The 25,048-nt window shown below is 67.6% G+C and carries 24 protein-coding genes; 17 read left to right on the plus strand and 7 right to left on the minus strand.

Going from position 1 to position 25,048, the window contains the following annotated elements; genetic code table 11:
• Positions 1-334 (plus strand): hypothetical protein (locus tag Rhe02_RS38680; protein WP_203913457.1); only part of this gene is annotated, 334 nt, incomplete at its 5' end.
• A 22-nt stretch (positions 335-356) separates the two neighbouring features.
• Positions 357-1,652 carry a hypothetical protein gene (locus Rhe02_RS38685; protein WP_203913458.1) on the plus strand — a complete coding sequence of 432 codons (1,296 nt, stop codon included), beginning with the start codon at positions 357-359 and terminating at the stop codon, positions 1,650-1,652.
• Positions 1,653-1,829: 177 nt separating this feature from the next.
• Here Rhe02_RS38685 and Rhe02_RS38690 read toward each other — a convergent pair whose 3' ends face one another.
• Complete coding sequence (locus tag Rhe02_RS38690; RefSeq protein ID WP_239124328.1) at positions 1,830-2,441, minus strand: NUDIX domain-containing protein; 612 nt, start codon at positions 2,439-2,441, stop codon at positions 1,830-1,832.
• A gap of 53 nt (positions 2,442-2,494) precedes the next feature.
• On the opposite strand from Rhe02_RS38690, the gene Rhe02_RS38695 reads away from it, so the two are divergent.
• The 5 genes from Rhe02_RS38695 (at position 2,495) to Rhe02_RS38715 (ending at position 7,695) form a co-directional block, all read left to right on the plus strand.
• A complete protein-coding gene (locus Rhe02_RS38695; protein ID WP_308442051.1) occupies positions 2,495-2,683 on the plus strand; it encodes an LLM class flavin-dependent oxidoreductase in 189 nt (62 codons plus the stop codon).
• Positions 2,684-2,797: 114 nt separating this feature from the next.
• Positions 2,798-4,234 (plus strand): glycoside hydrolase family 88 protein, encoded by a 1,437-nt coding sequence (locus Rhe02_RS38700; protein WP_203913461.1) that lies wholly within the window; start codon positions 2,798-2,800, stop codon positions 4,232-4,234.
• Positions 4,231-5,013, plus strand: a complete 783-nt coding sequence (locus Rhe02_RS38705) for a 3-ketoacyl-ACP reductase (protein WP_203913462.1) — start codon at positions 4,231-4,233, stop codon at positions 5,011-5,013. Before Rhe02_RS38700 ends, Rhe02_RS38705 begins: the two co-directional genes overlap by 4 nt.
• 195 nt (positions 5,014-5,208) lie before the next feature.
• A complete protein-coding gene (locus Rhe02_RS38710) occupies positions 5,209-6,816 on the plus strand; it encodes a right-handed parallel beta-helix repeat-containing protein (RefSeq protein WP_203913463.1) in 1,608 nt (535 codons plus the stop codon).
• Between the two features lie 57 nt (positions 6,817-6,873).
• Positions 6,874-7,695, plus strand: a complete 822-nt coding sequence (locus tag Rhe02_RS38715) for a M55 family metallopeptidase (protein ID WP_203913464.1) — start codon at positions 6,874-6,876, stop codon at positions 7,693-7,695.
• Here Rhe02_RS38715 and Rhe02_RS38720 read toward each other — a convergent pair.
• The 3 genes from Rhe02_RS38720 to Rhe02_RS38730 form a co-directional block, all read right to left on the minus strand.
• Complete coding sequence (locus Rhe02_RS38720) at positions 7,689-9,794, minus strand: MMPL family transporter (RefSeq protein ID WP_203913465.1); 2,106 nt, start codon at positions 9,792-9,794, stop codon at positions 7,689-7,691. The two genes, Rhe02_RS38715 and Rhe02_RS38720, sit on opposite strands and share 7 nt — an antisense overlap.
• Before the next feature lie 140 nt (positions 9,795-9,934).
• Positions 9,935-11,119 (minus strand): NAD(P)/FAD-dependent oxidoreductase, encoded by a 1,185-nt coding sequence (locus Rhe02_RS38725; protein ID WP_203913466.1) that lies wholly within the window; start codon positions 11,117-11,119, stop codon positions 9,935-9,937.
• Positions 11,120-11,213: 94 nt separating this feature from the next.
• Entirely contained in the window at positions 11,214-12,158 is a 945-nt protein-coding gene (locus tag Rhe02_RS38730; RefSeq protein WP_203913467.1) for an RNA polymerase sigma-70 factor, read from the minus strand.
• Positions 12,159-12,288: 130 nt separating this feature from the next.
• Between Rhe02_RS38730 and Rhe02_RS50660 the strand changes: the two genes are divergently transcribed.
• From Rhe02_RS50660 to Rhe02_RS38750, 5 genes are all read left to right on the plus strand, one after another.
• Complete coding sequence (locus Rhe02_RS50660; RefSeq protein WP_275412676.1) at positions 12,289-12,411, plus strand: hypothetical protein; 123 nt, start codon at positions 12,289-12,291, stop codon at positions 12,409-12,411.
• Between the two features lie 13 nt (positions 12,412-12,424).
• Positions 12,425-13,003, plus strand: coding sequence for a DUF5317 family protein (locus Rhe02_RS38735; protein WP_203913468.1), 579 nt, complete (start codon positions 12,425-12,427; stop codon positions 13,001-13,003).
• Positions 13,004-13,066: 63 nt separating this feature from the next.
• On the plus strand, positions 13,067-13,588 hold the full coding sequence (locus Rhe02_RS38740; protein ID WP_203913469.1) for a sigma-70 family RNA polymerase sigma factor: 522 nt from the start codon (positions 13,067-13,069) through the stop codon (positions 13,586-13,588).
• Positions 13,588-14,448: a hypothetical protein gene (locus Rhe02_RS38745; RefSeq protein ID WP_203913470.1), complete on the plus strand. Its 861-nt coding sequence runs from the start codon at positions 13,588-13,590 to the stop codon at positions 14,446-14,448. The genes Rhe02_RS38740 and Rhe02_RS38745 overlap by 1 nt, the downstream gene beginning before the upstream one ends.
• Before the next feature lie 121 nt (positions 14,449-14,569).
• Positions 14,570-15,958 carry a M1 family metallopeptidase gene (locus Rhe02_RS38750; RefSeq protein ID WP_203913471.1) on the plus strand — a complete coding sequence of 463 codons (1,389 nt, stop codon included), beginning with the start codon at positions 14,570-14,572 and terminating at the stop codon, positions 15,956-15,958.
• Positions 15,959-16,011: 53 nt separating this feature from the next.
• Here the strand turns inward: Rhe02_RS38750 and Rhe02_RS38755 are convergent, their stop codons facing one another.
• Positions 16,012-16,506, minus strand: a complete 495-nt coding sequence (locus Rhe02_RS38755) for a ricin-type beta-trefoil lectin domain protein (RefSeq protein ID WP_203913472.1) — start codon at positions 16,504-16,506, stop codon at positions 16,012-16,014.
• Positions 16,507-16,728: 222 nt separating this feature from the next.
• Between Rhe02_RS38755 and Rhe02_RS38760 the strand changes: the two genes are divergently transcribed.
• The gene (locus Rhe02_RS38760; protein ID WP_203913473.1) at positions 16,729-19,509 is read left to right on the plus strand and encodes an ATP-binding protein; all 2,781 of its coding nucleotides are present in this window, start codon (positions 16,729-16,731) and stop codon (positions 19,507-19,509) included.
• On the opposite strand, the gene Rhe02_RS38765 is transcribed toward Rhe02_RS38760, so the two are convergent.
• Entirely contained in the window at positions 19,502-20,149 is a 648-nt protein-coding gene (locus tag Rhe02_RS38765; protein WP_203913474.1) for a hypothetical protein, read from the minus strand. The two genes, Rhe02_RS38760 and Rhe02_RS38765, sit on opposite strands and share 8 nt — an antisense overlap.
• A gap of 137 nt (positions 20,150-20,286) precedes the next feature.
• Between Rhe02_RS38765 and Rhe02_RS38770 the strand changes: the two genes are divergently transcribed.
• From Rhe02_RS38770 to Rhe02_RS38780, 3 genes are all read left to right on the plus strand, one after another.
• Positions 20,287-21,870, plus strand: a complete 1,584-nt coding sequence (locus Rhe02_RS38770) for a cellulose binding domain-containing protein (RefSeq protein ID WP_239124329.1) — start codon at positions 20,287-20,289, stop codon at positions 21,868-21,870.
• A gap of 111 nt (positions 21,871-21,981) precedes the next feature.
• Positions 21,982-22,713: a class I SAM-dependent DNA methyltransferase gene (locus Rhe02_RS38775; protein WP_203913475.1), complete on the plus strand. Its 732-nt coding sequence runs from the start codon at positions 21,982-21,984 to the stop codon at positions 22,711-22,713.
• A gap of 113 nt (positions 22,714-22,826) precedes the next feature.
• On the plus strand, positions 22,827-23,510 hold the full coding sequence (locus Rhe02_RS38780; RefSeq protein ID WP_203913476.1) for a hypothetical protein: 684 nt from the start codon (positions 22,827-22,829) through the stop codon (positions 23,508-23,510).
• A 3-nt stretch (positions 23,511-23,513) separates the two neighbouring features.
• Here the strand turns inward: Rhe02_RS38780 and Rhe02_RS38785 are convergent, their stop codons facing one another.
• Positions 23,514-24,398 (minus strand): helix-turn-helix domain-containing protein, encoded by an 885-nt coding sequence (locus Rhe02_RS38785; protein ID WP_239124330.1) that lies wholly within the window; start codon positions 24,396-24,398, stop codon positions 23,514-23,516.
• Positions 24,399-24,506: 108 nt separating this feature from the next.
• Here Rhe02_RS38785 and Rhe02_RS38790 point away from each other — a divergent pair, with 108 nt between their 5' ends.
• Positions 24,507-24,953, plus strand: coding sequence for a GNAT family N-acetyltransferase (locus Rhe02_RS38790; RefSeq protein ID WP_203913477.1), 447 nt, complete (start codon positions 24,507-24,509; stop codon positions 24,951-24,953).
• Positions 24,954-25,048 lie beyond the last annotated feature (95 nt).

The following is a 25,048-nucleotide window of genomic DNA, read 5'->3' on the forward strand; positions in this document are numbered from 1 at the left end:
GCCCGCACCGGAAGCGCCTGCTTTCGCGCCGCCTGCACCGGTCGCGCCTGCTGCTTTCGCGCCGCCCGTGCCTGTTGCCTTTGCGCCGCCGGGACCGGCCCCGCTCGCTGCTTATGCGCCGCCGGTGCCGGCCGCGCCTGTCGTGGCCGCGCCGCTTGTGCCGGTTGCGGCTGCGCCGACTGGGCTGGTTGCGGCCGATCCCGGCGTGGCTGGGCCAGCTGGGGCGTCCGGGGCGGGGCTGGCGGCTGCGGCTGGGGTGGTGGGGGAGGTTGCGGCTGCGGGGTGGGCGCTGCAGCGGATCGGGGATGTCGAGGACCCGTGGGGTACACGATGATGAGTCCGAGGGAGTGATGACGATGGATAAAACGGAGCGCTCGGATGGTGGCTCGGTGCGGATCGTGCTCGCCGAGGGGGAGCAGCGGCCGTGGCGGCTGTGGGCCCGGATCGGTGTCCTCGTCTTGACCGTGGTCCTGGCCTCGGCCGGGGTGCTGGTTGTCGGAAAGCTGTTGCTGCCCGGTCCGAAGGTCAAGGCCCCTCCGTCCACATTGGACGCCCGTGCCAACGTGGCCGGGTCCGCGGCGCCGGCGGTCCGGGTCGTGCCGGGGCAGGCCCGGCTGGTGCTGCTGGGCCCGCTGCCGCTGGTGCAGGGCGGCAACGCGCTGGCTGCCGGTGCCGAGGTTGCCGTGCCGCTGCCGACCCTGCCGCGGGGCAGTAGCGCCGTCCTGCTGGAGGTGACGCTCTCCGATGCGGCAGGGCCCGGAACGGTGACGGTCAAGTCCGGTGCGGGCCAGGTCGTGGCGCTGCGGCTCGGGCGGGTGAAGGCGCAGATGAGTTCGACGGTCGTGGCGCGCGTGGCAGCGGACGGGGTGCTGCGAGTGCGCACGGAGGGCGGCGGGAAACTCGTGGTGAATCTGGTCGGTGCCTTCGAACCGGTGGAGAAGTCGACCTCGGGCCGGGTGGTTCCGGTGCCGGCCACCCAGGTCGTCAAGTTGGTGCCGCACACCGATGGCAAATTCGCCACTGTGGACCTTTCGGCCGTCCCGGCTCTACGCGGCGGCGGATATGCGGCCGTGCTGCTCCAGTTCGCCGCGGATGTGGGAGTCAACGGCGGGTTCGTCGAGACGGGCCTGTCGGTCGACCGGCTCGACCAGAAGATCCTGTGGAACCCCACCACGGCCCAGGATCGGATCAGGGGCGGTTTTCTCGTGGTACCAGTCACCGCTGGCGGTAGCGTGCAGATCCACTACGAAGCCGGCAACGTGCTTACCGCCGACCTGGTCGGCTACGTCACCGACGGCACGGCGCCCGATTCGGACACCGGATTGGTTGTGCCGTCGCCGCCCTCGTCGGTCGCCGAGGTCCGCGTCGAGTCGGGCCAGGAGGCGCTGGTGACATTGGCGGCCGATGGTGTGCCGGCCGACCGGATGGCGGGCGCGTTCGTCGGCATCACCGCGACCGGCGACGCGCTCGGTGCGGTCACCGTGCACGCGCCGGACGCCGCGGCACCGGCGAACCCCACCCTGGTCGCTGCGGTCGGTGCTGCGCGCCAAAGCGTGACCCTGGTCGCGACGGCCAAGGGTGCCCTGCGGGTGGGCTCAGCGGCGGGCGCTTCGGTCGGTTTGTCACCCCTGGCCGTCGTCTTGGGCGGCTAGACAGGTGAGCGGTGGTCTTGGGTGGCTAGACAGGTGAGCGGTGGTCTTGGGTGGCCAGACAGATGAGCCATGGTCTTGGGCGGTGGCGGCGCAGCCGCCGGGGTGACCACGCACGGACATTCGTTGCCGCGCGGGAGCTTGCGGACAGCGACCACAACGGGCCGGCGAAATGAAAAGCTAGACAGATGAGCCGTGGTCTTGGGCGGCTTGGCCGAGGCGATGCTGGTATTTGGCGGCGAATCGGTGCATCGCAGGATCCAAACCGGACAGTGGCAGCGCTTGGATCTGGCCGGTGGTGAGCCAATGCACCGCGCTGAACTCGTTGCGGTCGAAGCCGGTGATCGAGTCACGGTCTGCCCGCACCACGTGCCAGAGGCTGACATCGGTGTGGATGCCGCCCAGGCCGTGCGGATCGCGGGTGCGGGTCACCGTCACGAACAGCGGACGCGGCCCGAACGCCGCAGCGGCGACGGCGTCGATGCCGAGCTCTTCCGGGCACTCCCGCCGCACCGTGTCCCACGGCAGTTCCCCGGCTTCGCAATGCCCTCCGGGCGGCAGCAGCAGCCCCGACTTGAGGTGATCGGCCAGCAGCATCGCGCCGGTCGAATCGGTGACGGCGAAGTAGGCCACCAGATGCATCGGTGGGACATCGGGTTTGGCCGTGCGGTGCAGCTGCGCGCCCGAGTCGATCCAGTCCAGAGCGAGCTGGCGGTCGTGTTCTTCGGAGGCGTCGTGCGGCGCGATGCCGCGGACCAGATCGGCGATGGCCTTCCTTACGGTCGCTGTCACGCAAGTCAGTAGACCGGACGGGTAAGACATAGTGGCCGGATGAGATTGAGCATCTGTATCGACACGGGCCGTCCCTGGCCAACATGGCGGCGTCGCTGGATCGGGTCAGCGGCGGGCGGGTGGTTCTGGGCCTGGGTGCCGGCTGGCAGTCCAACGAGCACCTCGCCTACGGCATCGAGCTTCCACCGGCCGGGGAGCGGCTGGACCGGTTCGATGAGGCGTGCAGCGTCATCACGAGGTGATGCCGCACCTGCGCTAGAACATCCGGTTCGTCCATGTTGGACATCGTCTCGCGCTCGGTCGGTTCGGGAAGCGACATCGGTGAATCCTATGACGGTCAGGGCTATGCTGTGCCCGTGATAGAGATCGACCATGCGTTGACGCCCGTGGGGCTGCTAAAAGGGATCGACCGGCTATGGGAGCTGTCGGCTCAGAAGATCGACGCGATCGAGAAGACCTGCCCGCCGGGTGCCGCTTCGCCGGTCTTCACGGTCGGCGGCCTATATACAGCGCGCGGCTGGACCGAGTGGACCCAGGGCTTCCAGTACGGGTCCGCGCTGCTGCAGTTCGACGCGACCGGTGAGCGGCGCTTCCTCGAGCTCGGCCGGCAGTCGACGGTGGCGGTGATGGCCAGCCATGTCAGCCATATCGGGGTACACGACCACGGCTTCAACAACGTGTCGACGTATGGAAACCTATGGCGGCTGACCCGGGAGGGCCGCGTCCAGGACGGCCAGCTTCCGTTCTACGAGCTGGCGTTGAAGATCTCTGGCGCTGTCCAGGCCGCGCGCTGGCGCACCACCGCGGACGGAACGGGCTACATCTACTCGTTCAACGGGCCGCAGTCGCTGTTCGTCGACACCATCCGCTCCTGCCGGGCGCTGGCCATCGGGCATCTGCTGGGACACGTGCTGATGGGGGAACGCGATGAGCGGATCAGTCTGCTGGGCCGGCTGATCGAGCACACCCGCAACACCGCCCGCTGGAACGTCTACTACGGCGAGGGGCGCGATTCCTACGATGTGCGAGGCCGCACCGCACACGAGTCGATCTTCAACGTCAACGACGGCTCGTACCGCTGCCCGAGCACGCAACAGGGCTACTCGCCGTTCAGCACCTGGACGCGCGGTCTGGCCTGGGCGATGGTCGGTTACGCCGAACAGCTGGAGTTCGTGGCCACGCTGCCCGATGAGGCGCTGACGCCCTACGGCGGCCGGGCGGAGATCACCGCGATGCTCCTGAAGGCGGCCACCGCCACCTGCGACTTCTATCTGGAAAACACCGCAGCCGACGGGATCCCCTACTGGGACACCGGTGCACCGGGCCTGGTCCGGCTCGGCGACGACTACCTGAGCCGTCCGGCCGATCCATACAACGCCCACGAGCCGGTCGACTCGTCCGCCGCCGCGATCGGTGCGCAAGGGCTGCTGCGGCTGGGGCGCTACTTGATCGCCGAGGGCCGGCCCGAGCAGGGGCAGCGCTATTGGCAGGCCGGGCTGACCGTGGCGAACACGCTGTTCGCCGAGCCCTATCTGAGTACCGACGCGCAGCACCAAGGCCTGATCCTGCATTCGGTCTACCACCGCCCCAACGGCTGGGACCACATCCCGGCCGGGCAGCGGGTGCCCAACGGCGAATCCAGCATGTGGGGCGACTACCACGCCCGCGAGCTGGCCCTCTACCTGCAACGAATCGCCCGAGACCAACCCCTCTACACCTTCTTCGGCCCCGCGCCCGCCGGAGGCTCGGAAAGCGCAATCCAAGACAACAACCCAGGCGGGGGTGTGGCATGAGTGGCGGGCGGAGGGTGGCGATCGTCACCGGTGGATCGCGCGGTATCGGGCGGGGCATCGTGGTCGCGCTCGCCGGCGCGGGCTATGACGTCGTGGTGAACTATGCGAGCAACGCTGATGCGGCAAAAGCGGTGTGCGACAACGTCGTCGAGCTCGGCGGCCGCGGCCTGGCCGTGCAGGCCGACATCTCGCTGACCGAAGACCGGCAGCACCTGGTCGAGGAGACGCTGGGCGCCTTCGGCCGGATCGACCTGTTGGTCAACAACGCCGGCGTCGCCCCCAACGTGCGGGCCGACATCCTCGATGCCGGTGAGGAGTCCTTCGACCGGCTCATCGGGATCAACCTCAAGGGACCGTACTTTTTGACCCAGCTGGTGGCCCGGTCGATGATCGATCAGATCGCCGCCGGCCGGATCGCTGACCCGAAAATCATCGTGATTTCCTCGATAAGCGCCTACACCGCAAGCACCAACCGCGGCGACTACTGCGTCTCCAAGGCCGGGCTCGCCATGCTGGTCAAGCTGTTCACGGCCCGCCTGGCCGAGCATGGCATCAACGTCTATGAAGTACGCCCCGGCGTTATCGAGACCGACATGACCGGCCCGGTCAAACAGAAATACGACGACCTGATCCTCAACCAGGGGCTCACCCCTATCCGCCGCTGGGGCCAGCCGTCGGACGTGGCCAAGGCGGTGGTCGCGGTGGCCACCGATCTGCTCCCCTTCAGCACGGGACAGGTTATCGATGTGGACGGCGGCTTCCACCTGCGCACACTCTAGGTGCGCAGGGGGCTCGGCGGTTCTGCAACAAACCTGCAAACGCCAGCCCTTGAGGAGAGGAAAACGCTTTCCTTAGGCTGAGGGTTCGCGATGTTTCGATCCTTGGCCGGGTCAAGGGTGACACGGAACACGAAACCGTATGCGGTGCAAGGCAACAGGGCAATGCCTTCGCCGTGCTCACCTTTGGAGAAGCTGATGAGAGTCAAACCGCTCATCGCCGCCGCCGCTGCCCTGGCAGCGGCGACCGTAGGCCTGCTGACGGCCGGCTCGGCGAGCGCCGCGCCCACCCGCTTCGAGGCGGAGAACTCGCCGGCGGTCTGCACCGGCACCATCGACACCAACTGGGCCGGGTTCTCCGGGACAGGATTCTGCAACGCCACCAACGCGGTCGGCGCCTTCGCCCAGTTCACGGTGAACGCCGCCGCGGCGGGGACGGCGACGCTGGGGTTCCGGTTCGCCAACGGCACCACCACGGCCCGGCCGGCCAGCCTGATCGTCAACGGCAGCACCGTCCAAACGCCTTCGTTCGCGGGTACAGGGGCCTGGAACACCTGGGCCACCTTGACCCTGACCGCCTCGGTGAACGCGGGCAGCAACACCATCCGCCTCAACCCGACGACCGCCAACGGCTTGGCCAACATCGACTTCCTTGACTTCGAGGTGACGAGCACGCCGCCGTCTTCGCCGCCGCCTTCCTCCCCGCCGCCGGGCAACTCGCTTTTCGCGGCGCCCAACGGCCGTGACGCCGGGACCGGTACCCAGGCCGACCCGACGACGATCACCGCGGCGATCACGCGCATCGGCGCCGGTGGCACTATCTTCCTGCGTGGCGGCACCTACAACCTGTCGCAGACGGTGACGATCGCGCCGGGCAACAACGGCACCTCGAGTGCCCGCAAGACCCTTTCCGCCTTCCAGAGCGAGCGGCCGATCCTTAACTTCTCGGCGCAGGCCGAGGCCACGACGAATCGCGGGCTCGCCCTCAACGGCAACTTCTGGCGCATTTTCGGCATCGTTGTCGAGCGGGCCGGTGACAACGGCATCTTCGTCGGCGGCAGCAACAACATCATCGAGCGGACGGTGACCCGCTTCAACCGTGACAGCGGGCTGCAGATCTCCCGGATCTCCGAGAGCACCCCGCAAAGCCAATGGCCGGCCAACAACCTTGTGCTCAGCGCGGAGTCGCACGACAACGCCGACTCGGGCGGGGAGAACGCCGACGGTTTCGCCGCGAAGCTCACCTCCGGCCCCGGCAACGTCTTCCGCTATGCCGTGTCCCACAACAACATTGACGACGGCTGGGACCTGTTCACCAAGGCGGACACCGGCCCGATCGGCGCGGTGACCATCGAGGATTCGCTGTCCTACAACAACGGCACGCTCAGCAACGGCGGCCAGGCCGGAAGCGGTGACCGTAACGGCTTCAAGCTCGGCGGCGAGGACATCTCGGTCAACCACATCATCCGGCGCAACATCGCCTTCGGCAACGGCAAGCACGGGTTCACCTACAACCGCAACCTCGGCACCGAGACGATCTCCAACAACCTGAGCATCGACAACGACTCGGGCAACCGCAACTTCAACTTCGACGGCGGCAGCTCGGTGTTCCGCAACAACACCTCGTGCCACTTCACCAACAGCGGGAGCAACGACCGGATCATCGGCAACTCCGACAGCTCCAACCAGTTCTGGGCGGGCACCAACGGATCGCGGTGCGCCAGCTTCTCCGGCGGCCTCGCTTGGTCCTTCGCCTCCGACGGCCGCCTGGTCGTCACCCTCGGCGGCAGGACTGTCACCCTCTAACGCCACCTCAACGGTGGGCCGGCCTCGCGGTCGGCCCACCGCGGATAGGGTGGCTGGATGAAGGTGTTCATCTCCGTGGACATGGAGGGTGTGGCCGGCATCGTCGACTGGGCGCAGTGCCTGGCCACCGGCGACGATTACGCGCTGGGCCGCGACCTGCTCGTCGGGGAGGTCAACGCGGCCATCGGCGGTGCGGTGGCGGCCGGGGCGACCGAGATTCTGGTCAACGACGCCCATTCGTTCATGCGTAACCTGCCGCCCGATCTGATCGGCGGCGAGGCGAGCTATCTGTCGGGCCGGTTCAAACCGCTCTACATGATGCAGGGGCTGGACGCGTCGTTTGATGCCGTGGTCTTCCTCGGCTATCACGCCGCGATCGCCACGCCGGGCGTGCTCTCCCACACCTACAACCCGCGCGCCATCGCCGATGTCCGCCTGTGCGGCACCACGACCGGTGAGGCCGGCCTCAATGCGCTTGTCGCGCAACATTTTCGGGTACCGGTAGCGGTGATCACGGGCGACCAGTATGTGGGGCCGGAGGCGGCGCCATTCTGCCCAGGCATCAAACATCTCCAGGTCAAAGAGTCGATCAGCCGGTACTCAGCGCTAAATATGCATCCGCGCAAGGCACGCGATCTGATCCGGGAGGGCGTGCGGGCGGCGCTGTGCGACCTAGCGCCGCCGCCGGCGATCGCTTCCCCGGCCACCATCGAGATCCGGTTTACCTCGCCCGACATGGCCGAGCAGGCGACCTGGGTGCGTGGGGTGAGCCGGCTCGACTCGCTGACCGTCTCGCTCACCGACGATGAGCCGCTGCGGCTCTACCAAGCTTTTATCACCTTGGTGTACCTGACCCGCTCCCTCATCGACACCTACTGAGCCGCCTTTTGGGGCACCGCCCGGCCGAGCCGGAAGGCGGGACGCCACCAGTTGACCCGGCCGAGCAACGACATGACCGCCGGCAGCAGGAGCCCTCGCACGACGGTGACGTCGAGCAGCACCGCGATGGTCATGCCTATCCCGATTTCTTTGACCGCCACGAGTTCCCCCAGCGCGAAGCCGAGGAAGACGATGCCGATCGCCAGCGCGGCGGTGGTGATGACCGGGCCGGTGGCGGTGATTCCCGCCAGCACCGCACGGTCGTTGGCTTCGTGGCTGTCGGAGGTGCGCTTGTCCCATTCCTCTTTGATGCGGGCAAGCAGGAACACCTCGTAGTCCATGGACAGCCCGAAGATGAAGACGAAAAGCAACAGCGGTGTGGTGACGTCCAGCGCGCCCCACGGTTTGAAGCCGAAAAGGCTTGCGCCCCAACCCCATTGGAAGATCGCCACCAGCACGCCGAGGGTGGCCAGCAGGGTGAGGATGTTCATGCACAGGGCCTTGAGCGGTATCACCACCGAGCGCGTCAACGCGAAAAGCAGCAGCCCGGTGGCGAGGATGATGACGGCCAGGGCGATCGGCAGGCGGTCGGCGGTGGAATCCTTGGCGTCAACCAGCTCCGCGGCCGGGCCGGCGGCTTTCACCTTGGGGTCCAGCGCGCGGATCTCGCGTACCAACTGCTGGGCTTGCTGGCCTGAAGCGGTGCCTGCCGGAGTTATCTCTATCACCGTGGATTCCGCGGTCAGCTCGGATTCCACGTCGACGTCGGTGGCGCCGTGCAGTGCGCGCATCTTCTGGATGAGGGGCTGCAACGAGTTTTGCTGAGCGTCGACGACGACCGTGATCGGCTCGACCTGTCCCGCGGAGAATTCCTTTTCCACGATTTCGTGCACGCGCCGCGCCTCGCTGCTTTCCGGCAGCGACCGGGCATCGGAGTTGGCGAGGTTGGCGCTCAGCAGCGGAGCGCTCAGCACGAGCAGCCCGGCGGTCACCGCAAGCGCCACCTTGGCCGGGCGGCGCTGCGCGAAAGTGGCCAGCCGGGTCAGCAACGCGGGCTTGCGCCGGTCCGCCGAACGCCACACCCGATTGCCCGCTGGGATACGCCGGTGCGCCACCGCGATCAGCGCCGGGACCAGAGTCAGGCCCGCCAAGGTGGCCAGGCACACCACGAGCGCGCCGCCGAGGGCCATCGCCGACAGCAGCGGATCGGCGAAGACGAACAGACCCGTGAGCGCGGTGCCCACCGCCAGACCGGAGACCAGCACCGCCCGCCCGGAGGTGGACAGGGTTCTGGCGAGCAGCTCCGGCAGCGCGGCCTGCTGGTCGGCCGCGCGTTCCTGCTGGAAGCGGGAAACGATGAGCAGGCTGTAGTCGACGGCCAGGCCGATGCCCAGGATGGTGACCACGTTGACCGCGTATTCGCTGACCGGCATGGCGCCGGCGAGCCCGGTCAGGATCAGCAGGGTGCTGGCGATGGTGGCCAGCGCGGCGGCCAGCGGCAGGCTGCCCGCGATCAGGCCGCCGAGGATGGTGATCAGCGCGAGGCAGAGCACGACAAGCGCTATCGACTCGCCGATGGCGGCGTCCTTTATGGCCTGGTCGCCGAAGGAGCGCTTGGCCAGCAGCTCACCGCCGACCAGAACCTCAGGCGCATTGATGGTGTGCAGCTTTGCCGCCACTTGGTCGGCAACGGCCAGGGCTTCGGGCTCGCTGAGTTCCGGGCGCAGCTCGACTATGACCAGGGAGCTTTTTCGGTCTGCCGAGATTTTGTACGAGCCGCTGGTGTAAGCGTCGGTGACCTCGGCGACGCCGGGGATGGCGCGAATCTCGAACATGACCCGGCTGGCGCTGTCGGCGAGGTCGACGGAGAAGAAGTCGCGGCCGGTGATGACGGCCAGCACCAGCTCACCCTCGGGGGACATCCGGTCGAGGCGCTTCTGCAGCAGGGTTGATTCGGCGTCCGGGCGCAGGCTGTCCACGGACTGGGCCCGGTCGTAGACCGAACCGCCGAACACACCGCCGAGCAGAGCGATCACCGCCCAGCCCGCAATGATCAGGTAGCGTGCGCGGACAGCCAGCCTGCCTAGCTGGGTGAGCATCGTGACCTCCCATGGCCGTCGCCGTCCGGCAGAACGCCGCCGTTATGAGACACCGTGCAAATGCTCTTGCGCAACCCTGCATTCAACAAGGTCGACCATCTTGCCCGGCCGACCTTGTGCGTTGGTATGTCCTAATTGGACTAAGCTGCCATTGGAGTCCTTGCCGGCGCTTGGGTGACAGGGCGGCGGCGGGTCGGCAGACCGAGCGTCGGATTGGCGACACCCCAGGCGGCGCCCTTGCAGACCAGCTCCTTGTAGACCGCGGCGAGCCGTCCGGTCAGGACCGCCGAGACGGCACGGTCGTCGGCGGTGACGTATTGGATCAGACCCTCCTTGCGGCCCAGCGAGATGCACTGATTGAAGTAGCGCAGCGGCGCGTTCGGGAGCTTGCCTCCGGCCAGGCGAGCCGCGATCGCGTCGGCGGCCTGCCAGGCCATGGGAGTGCCCGAGGCACAGGACATCCGCAGCGGCTTGTCCCCGGGGCCCATCGCCATGGCGGAGTCGCCGATGGCGTACACGTCGGGATGGGAGACCGAGCGCATGGTGCCGTCGACCACGATCTGGCCGGTGCCGGTCACCTCCAGGGTGGTCGCCTTCGCGATCGGGTGCACGGCGAAGCCGGTGGTCCACACGGTGACCGCGGCCGGGATGGCGGTGCCGTCGGCGGTGGTGATCCGGCCGGCTTCCACGTTGGTGACGGCGGCGTGCTCGTACACGGTGATCCCGAGCTTGCCGAAGACTTTGCGCAGGTGCTTGCGGCCCTTGCCGGAGAGCCAGTCGCCGAATCCGGCACGGGCGGCCAGCGCCACCTCGAGGTCCGGACGGGCCTCGGCGATCTCCGTCGCGGCCTCGATTCCGGTGAGGCCGCCGCCCACCACGACCACGCTCTGCCCGGCATCGAGGCGGGCCAGGCGCTCACGCAGGCGCAGGGCTCCGGGGCGGCTGGCGATCTGATCGGCGTGCTCGTCGGTTCCGGGGACGCCCTGGGCGTTCCAGCCGCTGCCGAGGGCGTAGACGAGCGTGTCGTAGGCCAGTTCGGCGGCGCCGTTCGCGTCGGTGATGGCGACAGTCCTGCGGTCGACGTCGATGCCGGTGACCTTCGCCAGCCTCAGCTCGACGCCGGTGCCCGCGAACATCTCGCGCAGCGGCCGGGGCTTCAGGTTCTGACCGGTCGCCAGCTGGTGCATGCGGACGCGTTCCACGAAGTCCGGCTCGGCATTGACGACGGTGATGGCGACTTCCTCGCGGCGCAGCCGTTTGGCGAGCCGGCCGGCGGCGATGGCCCCGGAGTATCCGGCTCCGAGGACGATGATGCGGTGCTGCATTTGCTTGCTCCTGTCTCGCGCGGATTTGCCCCTTGAACCGGGCAGCCCGCCACTTCCTGACAGGAACGCGTAGTGAAGCACCTCACATGAAGAGTCAGAAGGGGTGCCGGTAGGGCTCCCCGTGACTGGTCATCGCCCAGTGCGCGGTCGCGCGCTCGAGCTTGTCGGGGTTGACCTGGGCGTGCAGCGCGGTGATGCCTTCGGTGGTGACGTCCAGGCACATGATGCCCAAGACCCGGCCGTCCACGACGGCGACCAGGGCGGGGACGCCGTTGGCCGTCCAGGCGAACAATTCGGCGGTGTCACCGAAGAGGGCGCGCTTGGCCTCGCCGGGCTTGAACAAGCCCCGCAGGAACTTCGCCACCGCGGCGGCGCCCTCGACCACCTTGGCGCGGGCCGGGACCTTTCCGCCGCCATCGCCGATCGAGATGGCGTCGTCGGTGAGCAGGCGCACCAGCGGCTCGGTCTGTCCGCTGGCGGCGGCCATCAGGAACTCCTCCGCGATCCGCCGGGCCGTGGCCTGGTCGATCTCGGCCCGCGGCTTGCCGTCCGCGACGTGCTTCTTGGCTCGGTGGAAGATCTGCTGGCTGGCGGCCTCGGTGAGGTCGAGGATCTCGGCGATCTCCCGGTGCGGGTAGTCGAAGGCCTCCCGCAGCACGTAGACCGCGCGCTCGTTGGGGGAGAGGCGCTCCATCAGGGTGAGGACGGCGTAGGAGACCGACTCACGCTGCTCGACGGTGTCGGCGGGGCCGAGCATCGGGTCCCCGGCGAGCAGCGGCTCGGGAAGCCATTGGCCCACATAGGTCTCGCGGCGCGACCGAGCGGAGGTGAGCTGGTTGAGGCACAGGTTGGTGAGCACCTTCGTCAGCCAGGCCTCGGGGACCTCGATGCGGTCGATGTCGGCGGCCTGCCAGCGCAGGAACGTCTCCTGCACGGCGTCCTCGGCCTCTCCGGCGGAGCCGAGCAAACGGTAGGCGATGGCCTCCAGGCGCGGCCTGGCGGCCACGAACCGGTCGACGTCGTTCCCGGTCAACGGCATAGCCCGAGCCTAACCCGGGCGGCGCGGATCGGCCGCGGCGGTGGCTGTGTCCGATGTAGACCGATAGTCGCCTTGCGCGCCCTACGGATCGCTATTGACGATAGCGAGTGTTACCCGTATCTATGTGGTTATGGATAAGAAGTCGCTCAAGGACCGCCGCGCGGTCAAGGTCACCGGTGCCGTGGTCACTGTCCTCGCCCTCGTCACGACGCTCTACTCGCTTGGCGCGCCCGCCATCATCATCCACAAATGATTTCAGGTCTGTGATGGCGGTGCCGAGCCTGACCGGCACCGCCTTCTTGTTGTCACCACTCGTGTTCGCAGCCATCGCCGGGCTGCTGCTGCGCCGCAATCCGCTGCGCCTGACCGAGCTGAAGTTCCGGTGGATAGGTTTGCTTTGGGCGGCGGCCGCGCTCGCGTTCGTCCGTTACACCGATCCGGATTGGCTTCCGCATTGGTCGCGCGCCTATGACGGGCTGGCCGTCCTGGGCGCCGCGTGGACCCTGGGCGCGTGCTGGGTCGTGCTGAACCTGTCCGGCCGTGACGCCGGGATGAGGACCGGCCTGGTGACGCTATGGACGGGATTCACGCTCAACTTTCTGACGATCGCGCTGAACCGGGGCGTCATGCCCTACTCCGCGAGCGCGGCCCGGCTGGCCGGGTTCACCCAGCAGGGGCCGGCCGTGGTGGGCCACGCCGAGCTGAACCGGGGCCACCTGCTGCCGTGGCTTGCCGATATCGTCCCGGTGCCGGTCATCGCCAAGGTGGTCAGCGTCGGCGACCTGCTGATGATTGCGGGATTGGTGGTGGTCCTGGTCAGCGGGATGGCGCGAAAACAGCCGTAAACCCCGGCAACCTCGCAGGCGGGTAGTTCCGTCTGTGCGGCGAAGCGAGAGAAGGGGGAACGGGTGCGCAAGTCGGAGGAAGCGGCCTACCGCGAGCTGGTCACCACCAGACTCGACGCGTGGCGTCGCACCGCCTATCTGATCTGCCGCGACTGGCATCGCGCGGACGATCTGGTCGGCCAGACCATCGAGAAGCTTTACCTTCGCTGGCGCAAACTCTCCGAAGTACGCGACATCGATGCGTACGTGCGGGGCATGCTCGGCCGAGCCTGGCTCGACGAGCTACGCCGACCCCATCGGCGGGAGCTCACGGTGTCGCAGGTGCGCGACATCGACGCCACCGTCGAGGAGGACGCCTCGGACGAGGTGGCGGCCCGGCTCGGGCTCTCCGAGCTGCTCGACCGGCTGGCCCCGCGCAAACGGGTGATCCTCATCCTTCGCTTCTACTGTGACCTCTCGGTTGAGGAGACCGCCGACCTGCTCGGCATCACCGAGGGCACGGTGAAAAGCCAGACCGCGAAGGGGCTGCAGACGCTGCGCGAACTGGCCACTGCCGATTTTCACGAGGTAGGAGCCGAAAAATAATGGACCTCAAGGAACAGTTCGACGCCACGATCGGGCACACTCCCGCAACGTCGATCGATGTCGACGCCACCATGACCCGAATGCGCCGTCGCATGTGGACAGTGCGCGGCACCGCTGCCGCAATGACTGTGGGACTGGCCGCAGCCGGGGCGATGCTGGCCTGGCCGATGCTGGCGAATACCCAGCAGCCTTCGCCAAACTCGGGACAGCAGCGGGCAGAGCTGCCCGCCGCGGCGACGCCGGAGACCGAACAGGCCATCGCCGCGCGGCTGACCGGTGCGGTGCAAGCGAAACTGGGCGCGTTGCTGCCCGGCGCGACCCTGGTCCCCAACTGGGCCGGGCATGATGCGGCCGTGGTGTATCCGGAGCGGCCGGTCGCCGTACCCACCACCTTGCCCTGGAATCAAATGCGGGCCCAAGCCGATGTGCAGGACCAGCTGGGGACGGGATTTGTCGACGTTCTCATCGGGCGGACAACGGCCGACCCGAACGCCACTGACTACTGCCTGCCCGAGGGCGCCATCGCGCGGCAGGGCACGACACAGGCCACGACGTGGGCTGGGGAGTGCAGCGTGCGCGCGCCGATGGGATACCCGCTGGGTATCTTCGCCTCCTGCGCCGAGTACGACGAGGTGCTCGACGGCGAAGACACGTGCACCGAGCAGACGACGGCGGCCGGCGACCACGTGGTGATGCTGCGCGGCACCCATCAATTCCGCGTCGACGTGGCCCGTGCCGACGGCACCGCGGTCATCGTGATGTCGGGCTCCCGGGCCCACGCCGGTGGCACCCGGCCCACCCCATCGCTGACCATCGAACAGATGGTCGCTCTGGCCACCGATCCGGGCCTCGCCCTCTGACGTGGCTTTCAGTCCAATCGGCACGCGATCCCGGCTCCCTCACGGCCGTGGTCGCGTGCCGCTTGGCTGAAACGCGGCGTTTGCGATAGACACCTGCCCGGCCGGGGTGTTTCATACCGGTATGAGGACACCCCGTATCGTGACTGTGGCTGTGGTGGCATTGGCCGCATTGGTCAGCCCTGTTCCGGCTCAGGCGAATGCCGGCTTCAGCCCAGGAGCCCCCGGGGCGGGCGACCCCTACTTCCCGGACATGGGCAACGGCGGCTATGACGTCTCCCATTACGGGCTCGAGTTGCGCTATGACCCGGCGACCCGAGTGCTGGACGGGAAGGCGCGCATCGCTGCCCGGGCAACACAGAACCTGTCCCGGTTCAACCTTGACTTCCTTGGACCGTTGACGATCGATGCGCTGACGGTCAACGGCGCCTCGGCCAGGTACGTCCGGGAAGGCGCCCAGGAATTGGTCATCACCCCGCGTTCCGGGCTGCGCAACGGGTCGCGATTCGACGTCGAGGTGCGCTATCACGGCGTACCCCAGCAAATTGATGACCCGGAGCTGGGCACTTCCGGATGGGTGGCCACCGAGGACGGCGCGGTGGCGCTGAACCAGCCGTTCGGCGCGGCGACATTCTATCCCGTCAACGACACCCCGCTGGACAAGGCGACCTACGGATACCGGCTGACCGTCCCGAACGGATTGGTGGCGCTGGCCAACGGCGAGCCCGGCCCGAGCCGCACCAAGGACGGCTGGACCACCAGCACCTGGAGCATGACTCAGCCGATGGCCAGCGAGCTAGCGATGGTCGCGATCGGGCGGTTCACCGTGCACGCCGACGCCACCAACATCACCGCGATCGATACCGCGCTGGACCCCAACGACGAGCAGGGCGTGCCTTTCCACACCCTCACCGCCGAGGTGCAGGCCTGGGAACAGACCATTTTCGGCCGGTACCCGTTCAGCTCCACCGGCGGAATAATTGATCAGGTCGACGTGGGCTACGCGCTGGAGACCCAGGGCCGCCCGGTCTACGACCAGATCGACGCCGAGCTGGACACCTCGACGATCGTGCATGAGCTGGCGCATCAGTGGTTCGGCGACAGCCTCACCCCCAAGAAGTGGGCAGACATCTGGCTCAACGAGGGCTTCGCCACCTACGCCGAGTGGCTCTACAGCGAGCACAGCGGCGGCCGGACGGTGCAGCAGATCTTCGACCGGGTCTACGCCCAGAAGCCCGACGCGGCTGTGTGGCAGGGAATCGTCGCGGACCCGGGCCGGGACAACATCTTCAACTCACTGGTCTACAACCGGGGCGCGATGACGCTGCACGTGTTGCGGCAACGCATCGGCGAAAGCGCCTTCTACACCTTGCTCAGGCGCTGGGCGACCGAGCACCGCTACGGCAACGTGTCCACATCGGACTTCATCGCGTTCGCCGAAAAGGTGTCCGGCCAACAGCTCGACGACCTGTTCCAGGTCTGGGTCTACACCTCCGGCAAACCAGCGCTGTAACGCCTCGCCCGGCCAGTCCCCAAAGGACTGGCCGGGCGGGAACTGATTCCCCGCTACTCGATGATCCAGGATTGGACCCCCACCGGGGCTTCCTGGCCGCAGGTGAACTGCATGAGCTCGCTGCCCGGCCCGGCGACCGTGTCCAGGCACTGGTTGGTTCCGAAGTGCCGCAACCTCAGGTCTTCGCGCACCCACAGCTCAGACGGCTGTCCGTTGCAGGTGAACTCGTCGACCGGCTCGAAGGGGTTGGCCGTTCCGTTGTTGACCTCCATGCACAGCCCGGTCTGCTGGTTCACGATGAAGAAGATGTTCAGCACCCCGGTCGGCACCAGCAGCCAGTTGCGGGTCCTGGTGAAGGTGGAACACGTGGCGAGTTTCAGGTGCACGTTGAACACTCCGCCCGGCGCGTCGACGCACTGCGACCAGGCGGCGTTGCGGATCTGGCGATAGTCGGTGTTGGGTACGGCGGCCACCTCGTTCTGGGTGGAAGCGTTCGCGCTTGCCCCACCGGTTGCGGCGACCGAGCCGGCCACCGTCAGAAACAACATCGCCACCATGGTGGTCAGCCTCATCAGGCCTTGTTTCGCCACTAAATCCTCCATCTCCGCGGCACGGTCTTCCGGCCGCATTCCCTGCCCGCGTGGCGGCGGGCCGGTTAGAGAGTGCAAGGGCAGGGGGCTTGGACGCGCCGATTCCATCCACCGGGAGACGCCGCCAGACATCGAAATACATTTGTTGATCGCGGCATTTCGGACCTATCCTTGCGCTCTATGACAGGCGGGGGTTCGGCGACCGCGGCCGGTGATCCACGAGGGCAAGAAGCGGTGGATACGCTGGTGCAGGACGCCGCCCGGGTGCAGACGGCACAGGAGCTGGCGCAACTGTTGCGGGCGCTGCGCCGCCGCCACGCCCGCCGCAGCCGCGACAGCGAGCTGAGCTATCGCGAGCTGGCCACGCGCACGGGGTGGTCACACGGTGCGATCGCGGAATACCTGACCGGCCGCACCCTGCCCCCGACGGATCGGCTCGACGCTCTGCTGCGGGTGCTCGGCGCCGACGCGGCCGAGCTGGGCGCGGTGGCGACCGCACGCGACCGGGTCGAGGAGTCGCGCCGTCGCGGGCAGGCCGCCGAGGCGCCGAGCGAACCGGTCGGCGGTGGTCTGCCGCAGGTCCCGCGTCAGCTGCCCGCTGTGCCGCCCCATTTCGTCGGCCGGGCCGCCGAGCTGGCTGCGTTGTCCGAGCTGGCTCACCGGCCATCCGAAGCGGGCATGGTGGTGATCTCCGCGGTGGCGGGGATGGCCGGCATCGGCAAAACCGCGCTGGCGGTGCAGATTGGACATCGGCTGGCCGAGCGTTTCCCGGACGGGCAGCTGTTTGTCGATCTGCACGGGTTCACCGAGGGCGTGGCGCGGGTGCAGCCGGCCCAGGCTCTGGATCGCCTGCTCCGCGACGTCGGTGTGCCCGGGGAGCGGATTCCGTCCGGGTTGGAGGAGCGGGCCGCGTTGTGGCGCAGCGTGCTGGCCGGTCGGCGCATGCTGGTCGTGTTGGACAACGCCGCCACCGAAGAGCAGGTGCAGCCGTTGCTGCCCGGCGCTTCTGGATGTCTGGTACTGGTGACCAGCCGCCGTCGGCTGACCGGCCTGGAGAGCACCCATGCGGTGTCGCTGGACATGTTGCCGCAAGCCGATGCGGTCACGCTCTTTCTGCGTACCGCCGACAGGCCCGAGCTGATCGCCGATGCGCCCGAGGTGCTGGAGGCGGTGCAGCTGTGCGGGCGGCTGCCGCTGGCGATCCGGATAGCCGCCGCACGGCTCAAGCATCGTCGGGTATGGACGGTGTCAGATCTGGTGTCCCGCTTGCGCGAGATCGCGGGGCTGGCCACCCTCGATGACGGGCAGCGCAGCATCCATGCCGCGCTTCACCTTTCCTACCAACACCTTTCCGCGTCGGCCCAGCGGCTGTATCGCTTGCTGGGGTTGCCTCCCGGCCCCGATGTGGAGGCGTATGCCGCGGCGGCCCTCACTGCGGGCACCCCCGATGAGGCAAGCCGTCTGCTGGACGGGCTCGTCGATGACCACATGCTGCAGGAGCCCAGCCCCGGCCGGTTCCAGTTGCACGATCTGGTCCGGGCCCACGCCGCCGAGCTCGCCGCCGAGCGGGAAACCCCAGCGCAACGGCAGGCGGCGCTGACCCGATTGCTCGACCACTACCGCCACACGGCGGCGTCGGCGATGACCGTCGCCTACCCCTACGAAAGGCACCGCCGGCCAACGGTCGCGACCGCGCACACCCCGGCCCCTGACGTCGACGACCCGAACGGGGCACAGCATTGGCTGGACACCGAGCTGCCGAATCTGCTGGCCGCCGTCCAGCACGCCGCACAGCACGGCTGGCCGGAACACGCCTGGCATCTTGCGGCCACCCTTGACCAGCATCTGCTCACCCGTGGCCGGGTACGCGACATGCAAACCCTGCACCAGCAAACCCTCAACCTCGCCCGCGAGCTCGGAAACCACCGTGCCGAGATCGATGCGCTCAACGGCCTCGGCTTCGTCGAGCGGATGCTGGGCCACCGGGATCCCGCCGCCGACCACCACGGGCAGGCGTTGCGGATCGCCTGCGACATCGGCGACCGTCCCGGTGAAATGCAGGCGCTGAACGGCCTCGGCTACATCCATCGGATGCGGGGCCGCCACGAGCAGGCCGTGGACCACTACGGGCAGGCGTTGCGGATAGCCCGGGAGATCGGCGATCGCAGCGGTGAAATGCAGGCGCTGACCGGGCTCGGCTACACCCATTTCATGCTTGGCCACTACGAGCTGGCCGGCGATCACCACGAGCAGGCGTTGCACATCGCGCAGGACATCGGCGACCGCGTGGGCGAAAGGATTGCGCTGGACGGTCTCGGCGTCCTGCATCGCCTGGCGGGCCGTTTCGAACAGGCCGGCGACAACTACGCGCGGGCCTTGCGGATCGCCCGCGATATCGGCGACCGTGTCGGCGAGCTGCGAATGCTGAACTCTCTCGGATCCGTGCACTGGTCGCTGGGCCGCAGCGAACAGGCTGACGACCACTACACCCGCGCTTTGCGGATAGCGCAGGACATCGGAGACCACGTCGGGGCGCTGTACGCGTTGAACAGTCTCGGCGAACTTCACCTGAAGCTGGGCCGCCACAGCCAGGCGGCCGGCCTCTACCAGCAAGCACTGGACCTCGCCCGCGACCTCGACAGCAGCAACTGGCAGTTCGAAGCGGTGCAGGGCCTGGGCCGGCTGCATCACGCCACCGGCCACCACAACCTTGCGCTCGAACATCACGAACAGGCGCTACAGCTCGCCACCGACCTCGAACAGCCCGACGATCTGGCGCGTGCCCACGACGGCCTGGCCCAGGCCCACCGCGCCCTCGGCCAGCCCGACGAAGCCCGCCGGCATTGGCAGGACGCATTGGACATCCTCGCCAAGCTCGGCACCGATCACACCGAAGAACTCCAAACCAATGCCCCCAACATCCGCGCCCACCTCGCCGACCTCGACCGCCTCCTCAGCTAGTCAGCCGCTCGAGCAGCGCTTCGCCGGCAATGTCGTTGGCCCACAACGAGGTGCGAAGGTCGGACAGGTCGACAAGCCGCGCCGCCGCCTCCGCAAGCCGTGCCTCGTCGACGGCCGACAGCCACCAGTCGCATTGGTCCGTCCCCGACCACAGAAGGATTTTGACTCCGTCGCGCTGGAACCTGAACTGCGTGTGGCCGGGCCAGCCGTGGGTGCGGGGCTGCTCGTCAAAGCCCGCCCGCAGATGCGCCAGCGACGCCTCGTCGAGCGGATCGGCTTGCGCCTGCAGCAGCGGCTCACGGTCAAGGCTGCCGTAGTCCCATCGCCTGGCGGCGAGATAGCTCGCCACGTCGGGTGCGTACACGACCGTGCTGTTGATGCCCTCAAGTTCGCCGCCGACCAGGACGCGTGGCTCGGGTTCGCCGAGCGGCACACCCCAGCTGCACACCCCCTGATTCTCGTCAGCGATCACCAGCACGGCTGTGGGCCAGCCGGGGAACCGCCGATGCGGATCGTCCGGACGGTCGATGACCAGCTTCTCCGGGAAGACCACTTGATCGGTGTACGTCTTGGCGAGCTCGTGCGCCACCGGCGTCGTGATCAGCGATCTGAGCACCGCGGGGATTTCCACACCGTCCATGACCCCTCCTCCCGGCGGAGCATAGCCGCACAGACAGGATGCTTTACTGTTAGGATTCCTTATTGTACTGTCGGCTCAAGTCCGTCTATATAGGCGAACGTCCATTGAGATCAGTCCGCGATGGAAGGACTGTGGACATGATGAAACGAGCGGCACGCACCCTCATCGCGGTCAGCGCAGCGGCAATTCTCACCGCCGCAGGCGTCCTGACCGCAGCGGCACCGGCCTACGCCGCCGGCGTCACCGCCACGTTCACCCGCACCTCGAGCTGGGAGACCGGATTCGAGGGCAAGTACGTCATCACCAACGGCGGCACCACCGCACTGTCGGAGTGGACGGTCGCGTTCGACCTGCCCGCCGGCGTGACGATCAGCAGCAGCTGGGATTCGGTCCGTACCGACACCGGCAACCGTCACTCGTTCCACAACGCCGGATGGAACGGCAACCTAGCCGTAGGAGCCACCGCATCGTTCGGCTTTGTGGCCGGCGGAAGTGGCAGCGCCACCCCGGCCAACTGCGTCGTCAACAACGCCTCGTGCGGCGGCGGCCCTCCCGACACCCAGGCGCCGACGGTGCCGGGCGGCCTGCGCGTGACCGGCAGCACCGGCAACAGCATCAGCCTGGCGTGGAACGCGTCGACGGACAACGTCGGCGTCACCGGGTACGAGGTGCAGCGCGACGGTGCCACCATCATCACCTCGACCACGACCACGGTCACCGACTTCGGTCTGGCGGCCAACTCCACGCACACCTACCAGGTCCGGGCCTTGGACGCGGCCAACAACCGATCCGGGTTCTCCGCCGCGGTCTCCGGCACGACAACCAACGGCGGGGGCGGCAACGCCGGCATGGCGGCTGCGCCCTACTACTTCCCGGGCTTCGGCACGCCGCTGCCCAACCCGGCCACCGTCATCAACGCGACCGGGATCAGATGGTTCACCATCGCCTTCGTCCTGGCCAGCGGCTGTAACGCGGTTTGGGACGGGGAAGGCGGGCTCACCGGCGGGCAGCACCAGACCTCGATCAACGCGATCCGCGCCGCGGGCGGCAACATCGTCCCGTCGTTCGGCGGCTTCAACGGCTCGAAGCTGGGCGAGCAGTGCACGACGCCGGCCGCGTTGGCCGCACAGTACCTGCGGGTCGTCGACCAGTTCAACCTGCTGGCGATCGACATCGACATCGAGGCCAACGAGTTCGACAACGACGCGTCGCGCAACCGCGTGGTCGATGCCCTGAAGATCGTCAAGCAACAGCGGCCGTCGCTGATCACCATCGTGACCATGCCGACGACCATCAACGGTCTGAGCTTCGCCGGGACCCAGCTGGTCAACCGGGCCGCGTCGACCCAGGCCAACATCGACGTCTTCACCATCATGCCGTTCGACTTCGGTGGCGGGAACAACATGTTCAACTCCACCGTCAGCGCCACCAACGGCCTGAACACCGCGCTGCGCAACGCATTCGGCTGGAACCAGGCCACCGCTTACGCGCACAGCGGCATCTCGGGCATGAACGGCTTGAGCGACCAGTCGGAGCTGACCTCACCCGCGACCTGGACCCAGATTCGCGACTTCGCGGCCCAGAACCATCTGGCCCGGCTGTCATTCTGGGGCGTCAACCGCGACCGTGGCTGCCCAGGCCAGGCGGTGAACTCCAGCTGCAGCAGCATCGCGCAAAGCGACTGGCAGTTCACTTCAATCACCGCCGCGTACCGGCCGTAGCTTGCGAATCGGCTAGCTGGGGGTGGCGACCAGAGTCCTGGTCGCCACCCCCGGAGTGGTTTGCTGGTAAATCGGTGGCGTGAGGGCACCCGAGCCCGCAAACTCCTGCCCATGACGAGCAGTGATCTTTGGGATGAGGAGTCAGCGCTTCGGTACGACGACAACTCAGCCGAGATGTTTTCCCCACAGGTGCTTGATCCCACCGTGGACTTTCTTGCCCGGCTGGCCGGGTCCGGCCCGGCGCTGGAGTTGGCGATCGGCACGGGTCGGGTGGCGATTCCGTTGGCCGCCAGGGGGATTGAGGTGTCCGGGATCGAGCTGTCGCAGCCGATGGTGGACCAGTTGCGGCGCAAGGCGACAGCGGAACAGATACCGGTGGTGATCGGTGACATGGCCACCGCGGTCGTCCCGGGCCTCTTCTCGCTCGTGTACCTCGTGTACAACAGCATCGGAAACCTGCGCACCCAGGAGGAGCAGATCCAGTGCTTCGCCAACGCCGCCAGGCATCTGGCGCCCGGAGGCCGCTTCGTCATCGAGCTGTGGATACCGGGCATCAGGCGGTTTCCGCCCGGCCAGGCTGCGGTGCCGTTCGACGTGAGCGACCGGCATGTCGGCTTCGACACCTACGACATGGTCACCCAGCAGGGCACCTCTCATCACTACCGGCGCGACGAAGAGGGAAACACGAGCTACGGCTACAGCAACTTCCGCTACATCTGGCCGTCCGAATGCGACCTGATGGCACGGCTGGCCAGCCTGACGCTGGAGCAGCGTGTCGCCGGCTGGGACGGGGCGCCCTTCACCTCCGACAGCGAAAGCCACGTCTCGGTCTGGCGCAAGTAGACACCTGCTCAGGAAGGAATTTCAGCCCGGCATCAGCGCCGATTCAATCCGCCGTGCCACCGTCGCCGTCAATGAGTTCCTAAGTCTGGTTCGCTTGTCAGAGGGAGCAATTCATGATGGACCGACGAAAGTTCGTAGTGGGCGGAAGCGCCGCGGCGGTTGCCGTCACCCTGGGTGCCGTGGCCGGTGGCGGGGTCGCCGGCGCCGAGCCGACCTCCGCCGCCGAACACGCGCGGCGGGTCCTGGATCAGGTGGACGTCGATGCGGGCCTGGTCAACCCCGACGGGCTACGCCGCCAGTTCGAGCAGAGCTACGAGGCCTTCCTGGCCTCGGCACCGCGCGACCCGGAGGCGAACGACCTCGATGCCTGGATCCGGTCGCGGATGATGGGGCTGTGCGGAACGGATTCGTATGTCGCCGCCCTGACCGAAATCCCATCGACACGATCGCTGCTGGCGTTCAGCTTTCTGGTATACAGCCAAAATCAGGACACCCCGCTGCCGTCGCTGGCCCAGAGCATGCGGACCCCCACCCTGTTGCGGATCCTGGAACCCGACTTCCTGCCCGCGCTTGTGGGCCAGATAGACGAACGAAGCCTTGCCTCGCGCGAATTTGCCTCGGCGCTCGAAACCAGTGCGAATGAGCTGGATCGGATTTTCGCGGAGAAGCTGCGCGGCTCGGCAGGCCGATGGGGGCGCGCCAAAAGCGCGCCCTCAAACGGAGACACCGCCGGGTACATAGCCGGGGTGCTCATCTTCATCGCCTTCCTTTACTGGATCAAGGGAGGACTGAAGTGAGAGTCAGCCGCGCAGCGCGGCGATCAGCCACTCGAAGGGCGCCACGGCCGGCCCGAACGACGGCTTGTCGTTGAGCACGCCGATCAGCTGCCAGTAGCGTTCGACCCGCCGGTCGGTGAAGGTCTCCAGCTTCGCTGCCGTTTCCTGCCGCTGCATGACTGGCATGGCCGGGTCGATGATTCGGTGCAGAATCTCCTGTCCTTGCGCCGATCCGGGCTCAATGCCCGCGTCGAGGGCCTGCCCGGCCAGGTCGACCACGACCTGGTGGTCGAAGTTGGGTTTGCCCGGGTCCGGTGCGGTGGCCATCTGCCGCACCCGGGCCCGGAAATCCTTGTCGCCGGCCAGTTCCGCCAGCTCGATCCAGGCTTCGACCTGTTCGGCGCTGGGTTGCGGTGGCAGCCGCCGCATCTCGCCGGCGATCACCTCCCACATCCCGTTCTCGGGCAGCCCCGCGAACGTCTCGGCCACGAAGTCGTCAAGGAGCTGTTGCCTTTCGGCGGCTGACAGCTGGGCTAGTTTGTTCATAATCCTCATCTCCTCGCTGGTGCCATTGCGCTGGCTGACCGCCCACAGCACGGCACGTCGGGTCTGCAGCGTGCGGATCTCGGCATCGAGAGCACTCACGTGCGCCCGTACCACATCGCCAAGAGTCACCTGCCGCAGCAGCACCTTGCGCACAGTCGCCAGGTCCAGCCCCAGCTCGCGAAGCGTGCGCACCAGGTCGATGCGTGCCACCGATTCCGCGTCGTAACGCCGGTAACCGTTGCCGGCTCGGGCCGGCTGCGGGATCACCGCGGCGTCGGACCAGAATCGGATGGTGCGCACCGGCACCCCGGTGCGCTCAGCGAGCTCGCCGATGGTCATGAGCGGGTCAGGGCGGTCTTCCACGGCGTAAGCGTCAACCTTCCAGCTACTGGAGACTCAAATCCTTTTCTGTGTACCGGGTGAATGCTGGCGGAACAAGCCGCTCCGCCGACGCGCACTATTGTTTGGGCTATGGGTCTTACACTGCGGGCTGCCCGGCCGGGCGAAGCCGCTGAGCTAACCGAGCTGGTCATGCGGTCCAAGGCCCACTGGGGTTACGACGAGGAGTTCCTTGACCGAGTCCGTCCCGCGCTCACCGTTGGCGACCACCAATTGCCGACAACGGTCGTCGCCGAATACGACGGCCGGGAGGCCGGCGTAGCGACGCTCATCGGCGAGCCGCCCGAGGGCGAGCTCGACCTTCTCTTTGTGGATCCGTGGGCGATCGGCCTGGGCATCGGCAAAGCCCTATTTCTCGACTCGCTCGACCGCGCCCGGCTGCGAGGCTTCACTCGCCTGCTCATCGAGTCCGATCCCTACGCCGAGGAGTTCTACCTCCATATGGGAGCTGTGCGGATCGGCGAAACCGTCTCGTCGGCGACCGGCCGTTCGCTGCCCCTTCTCGCCTACGAGGTCTAGCGCTACCCTCTTGATCAAGGGCCGCTCAGAGCTGGTGGATCATCACACGGACAGGCTTCAGGTTCCAATCCACCGGAAGTCGTGGCATTTCGGGC

It is taken from the genome of Rhizocola hellebori (assembly GCF_016862955.1).
Lineage (GTDB): Bacteria > Actinomycetota > Actinomycetes > Mycobacteriales > Micromonosporaceae > Rhizocola > Rhizocola hellebori.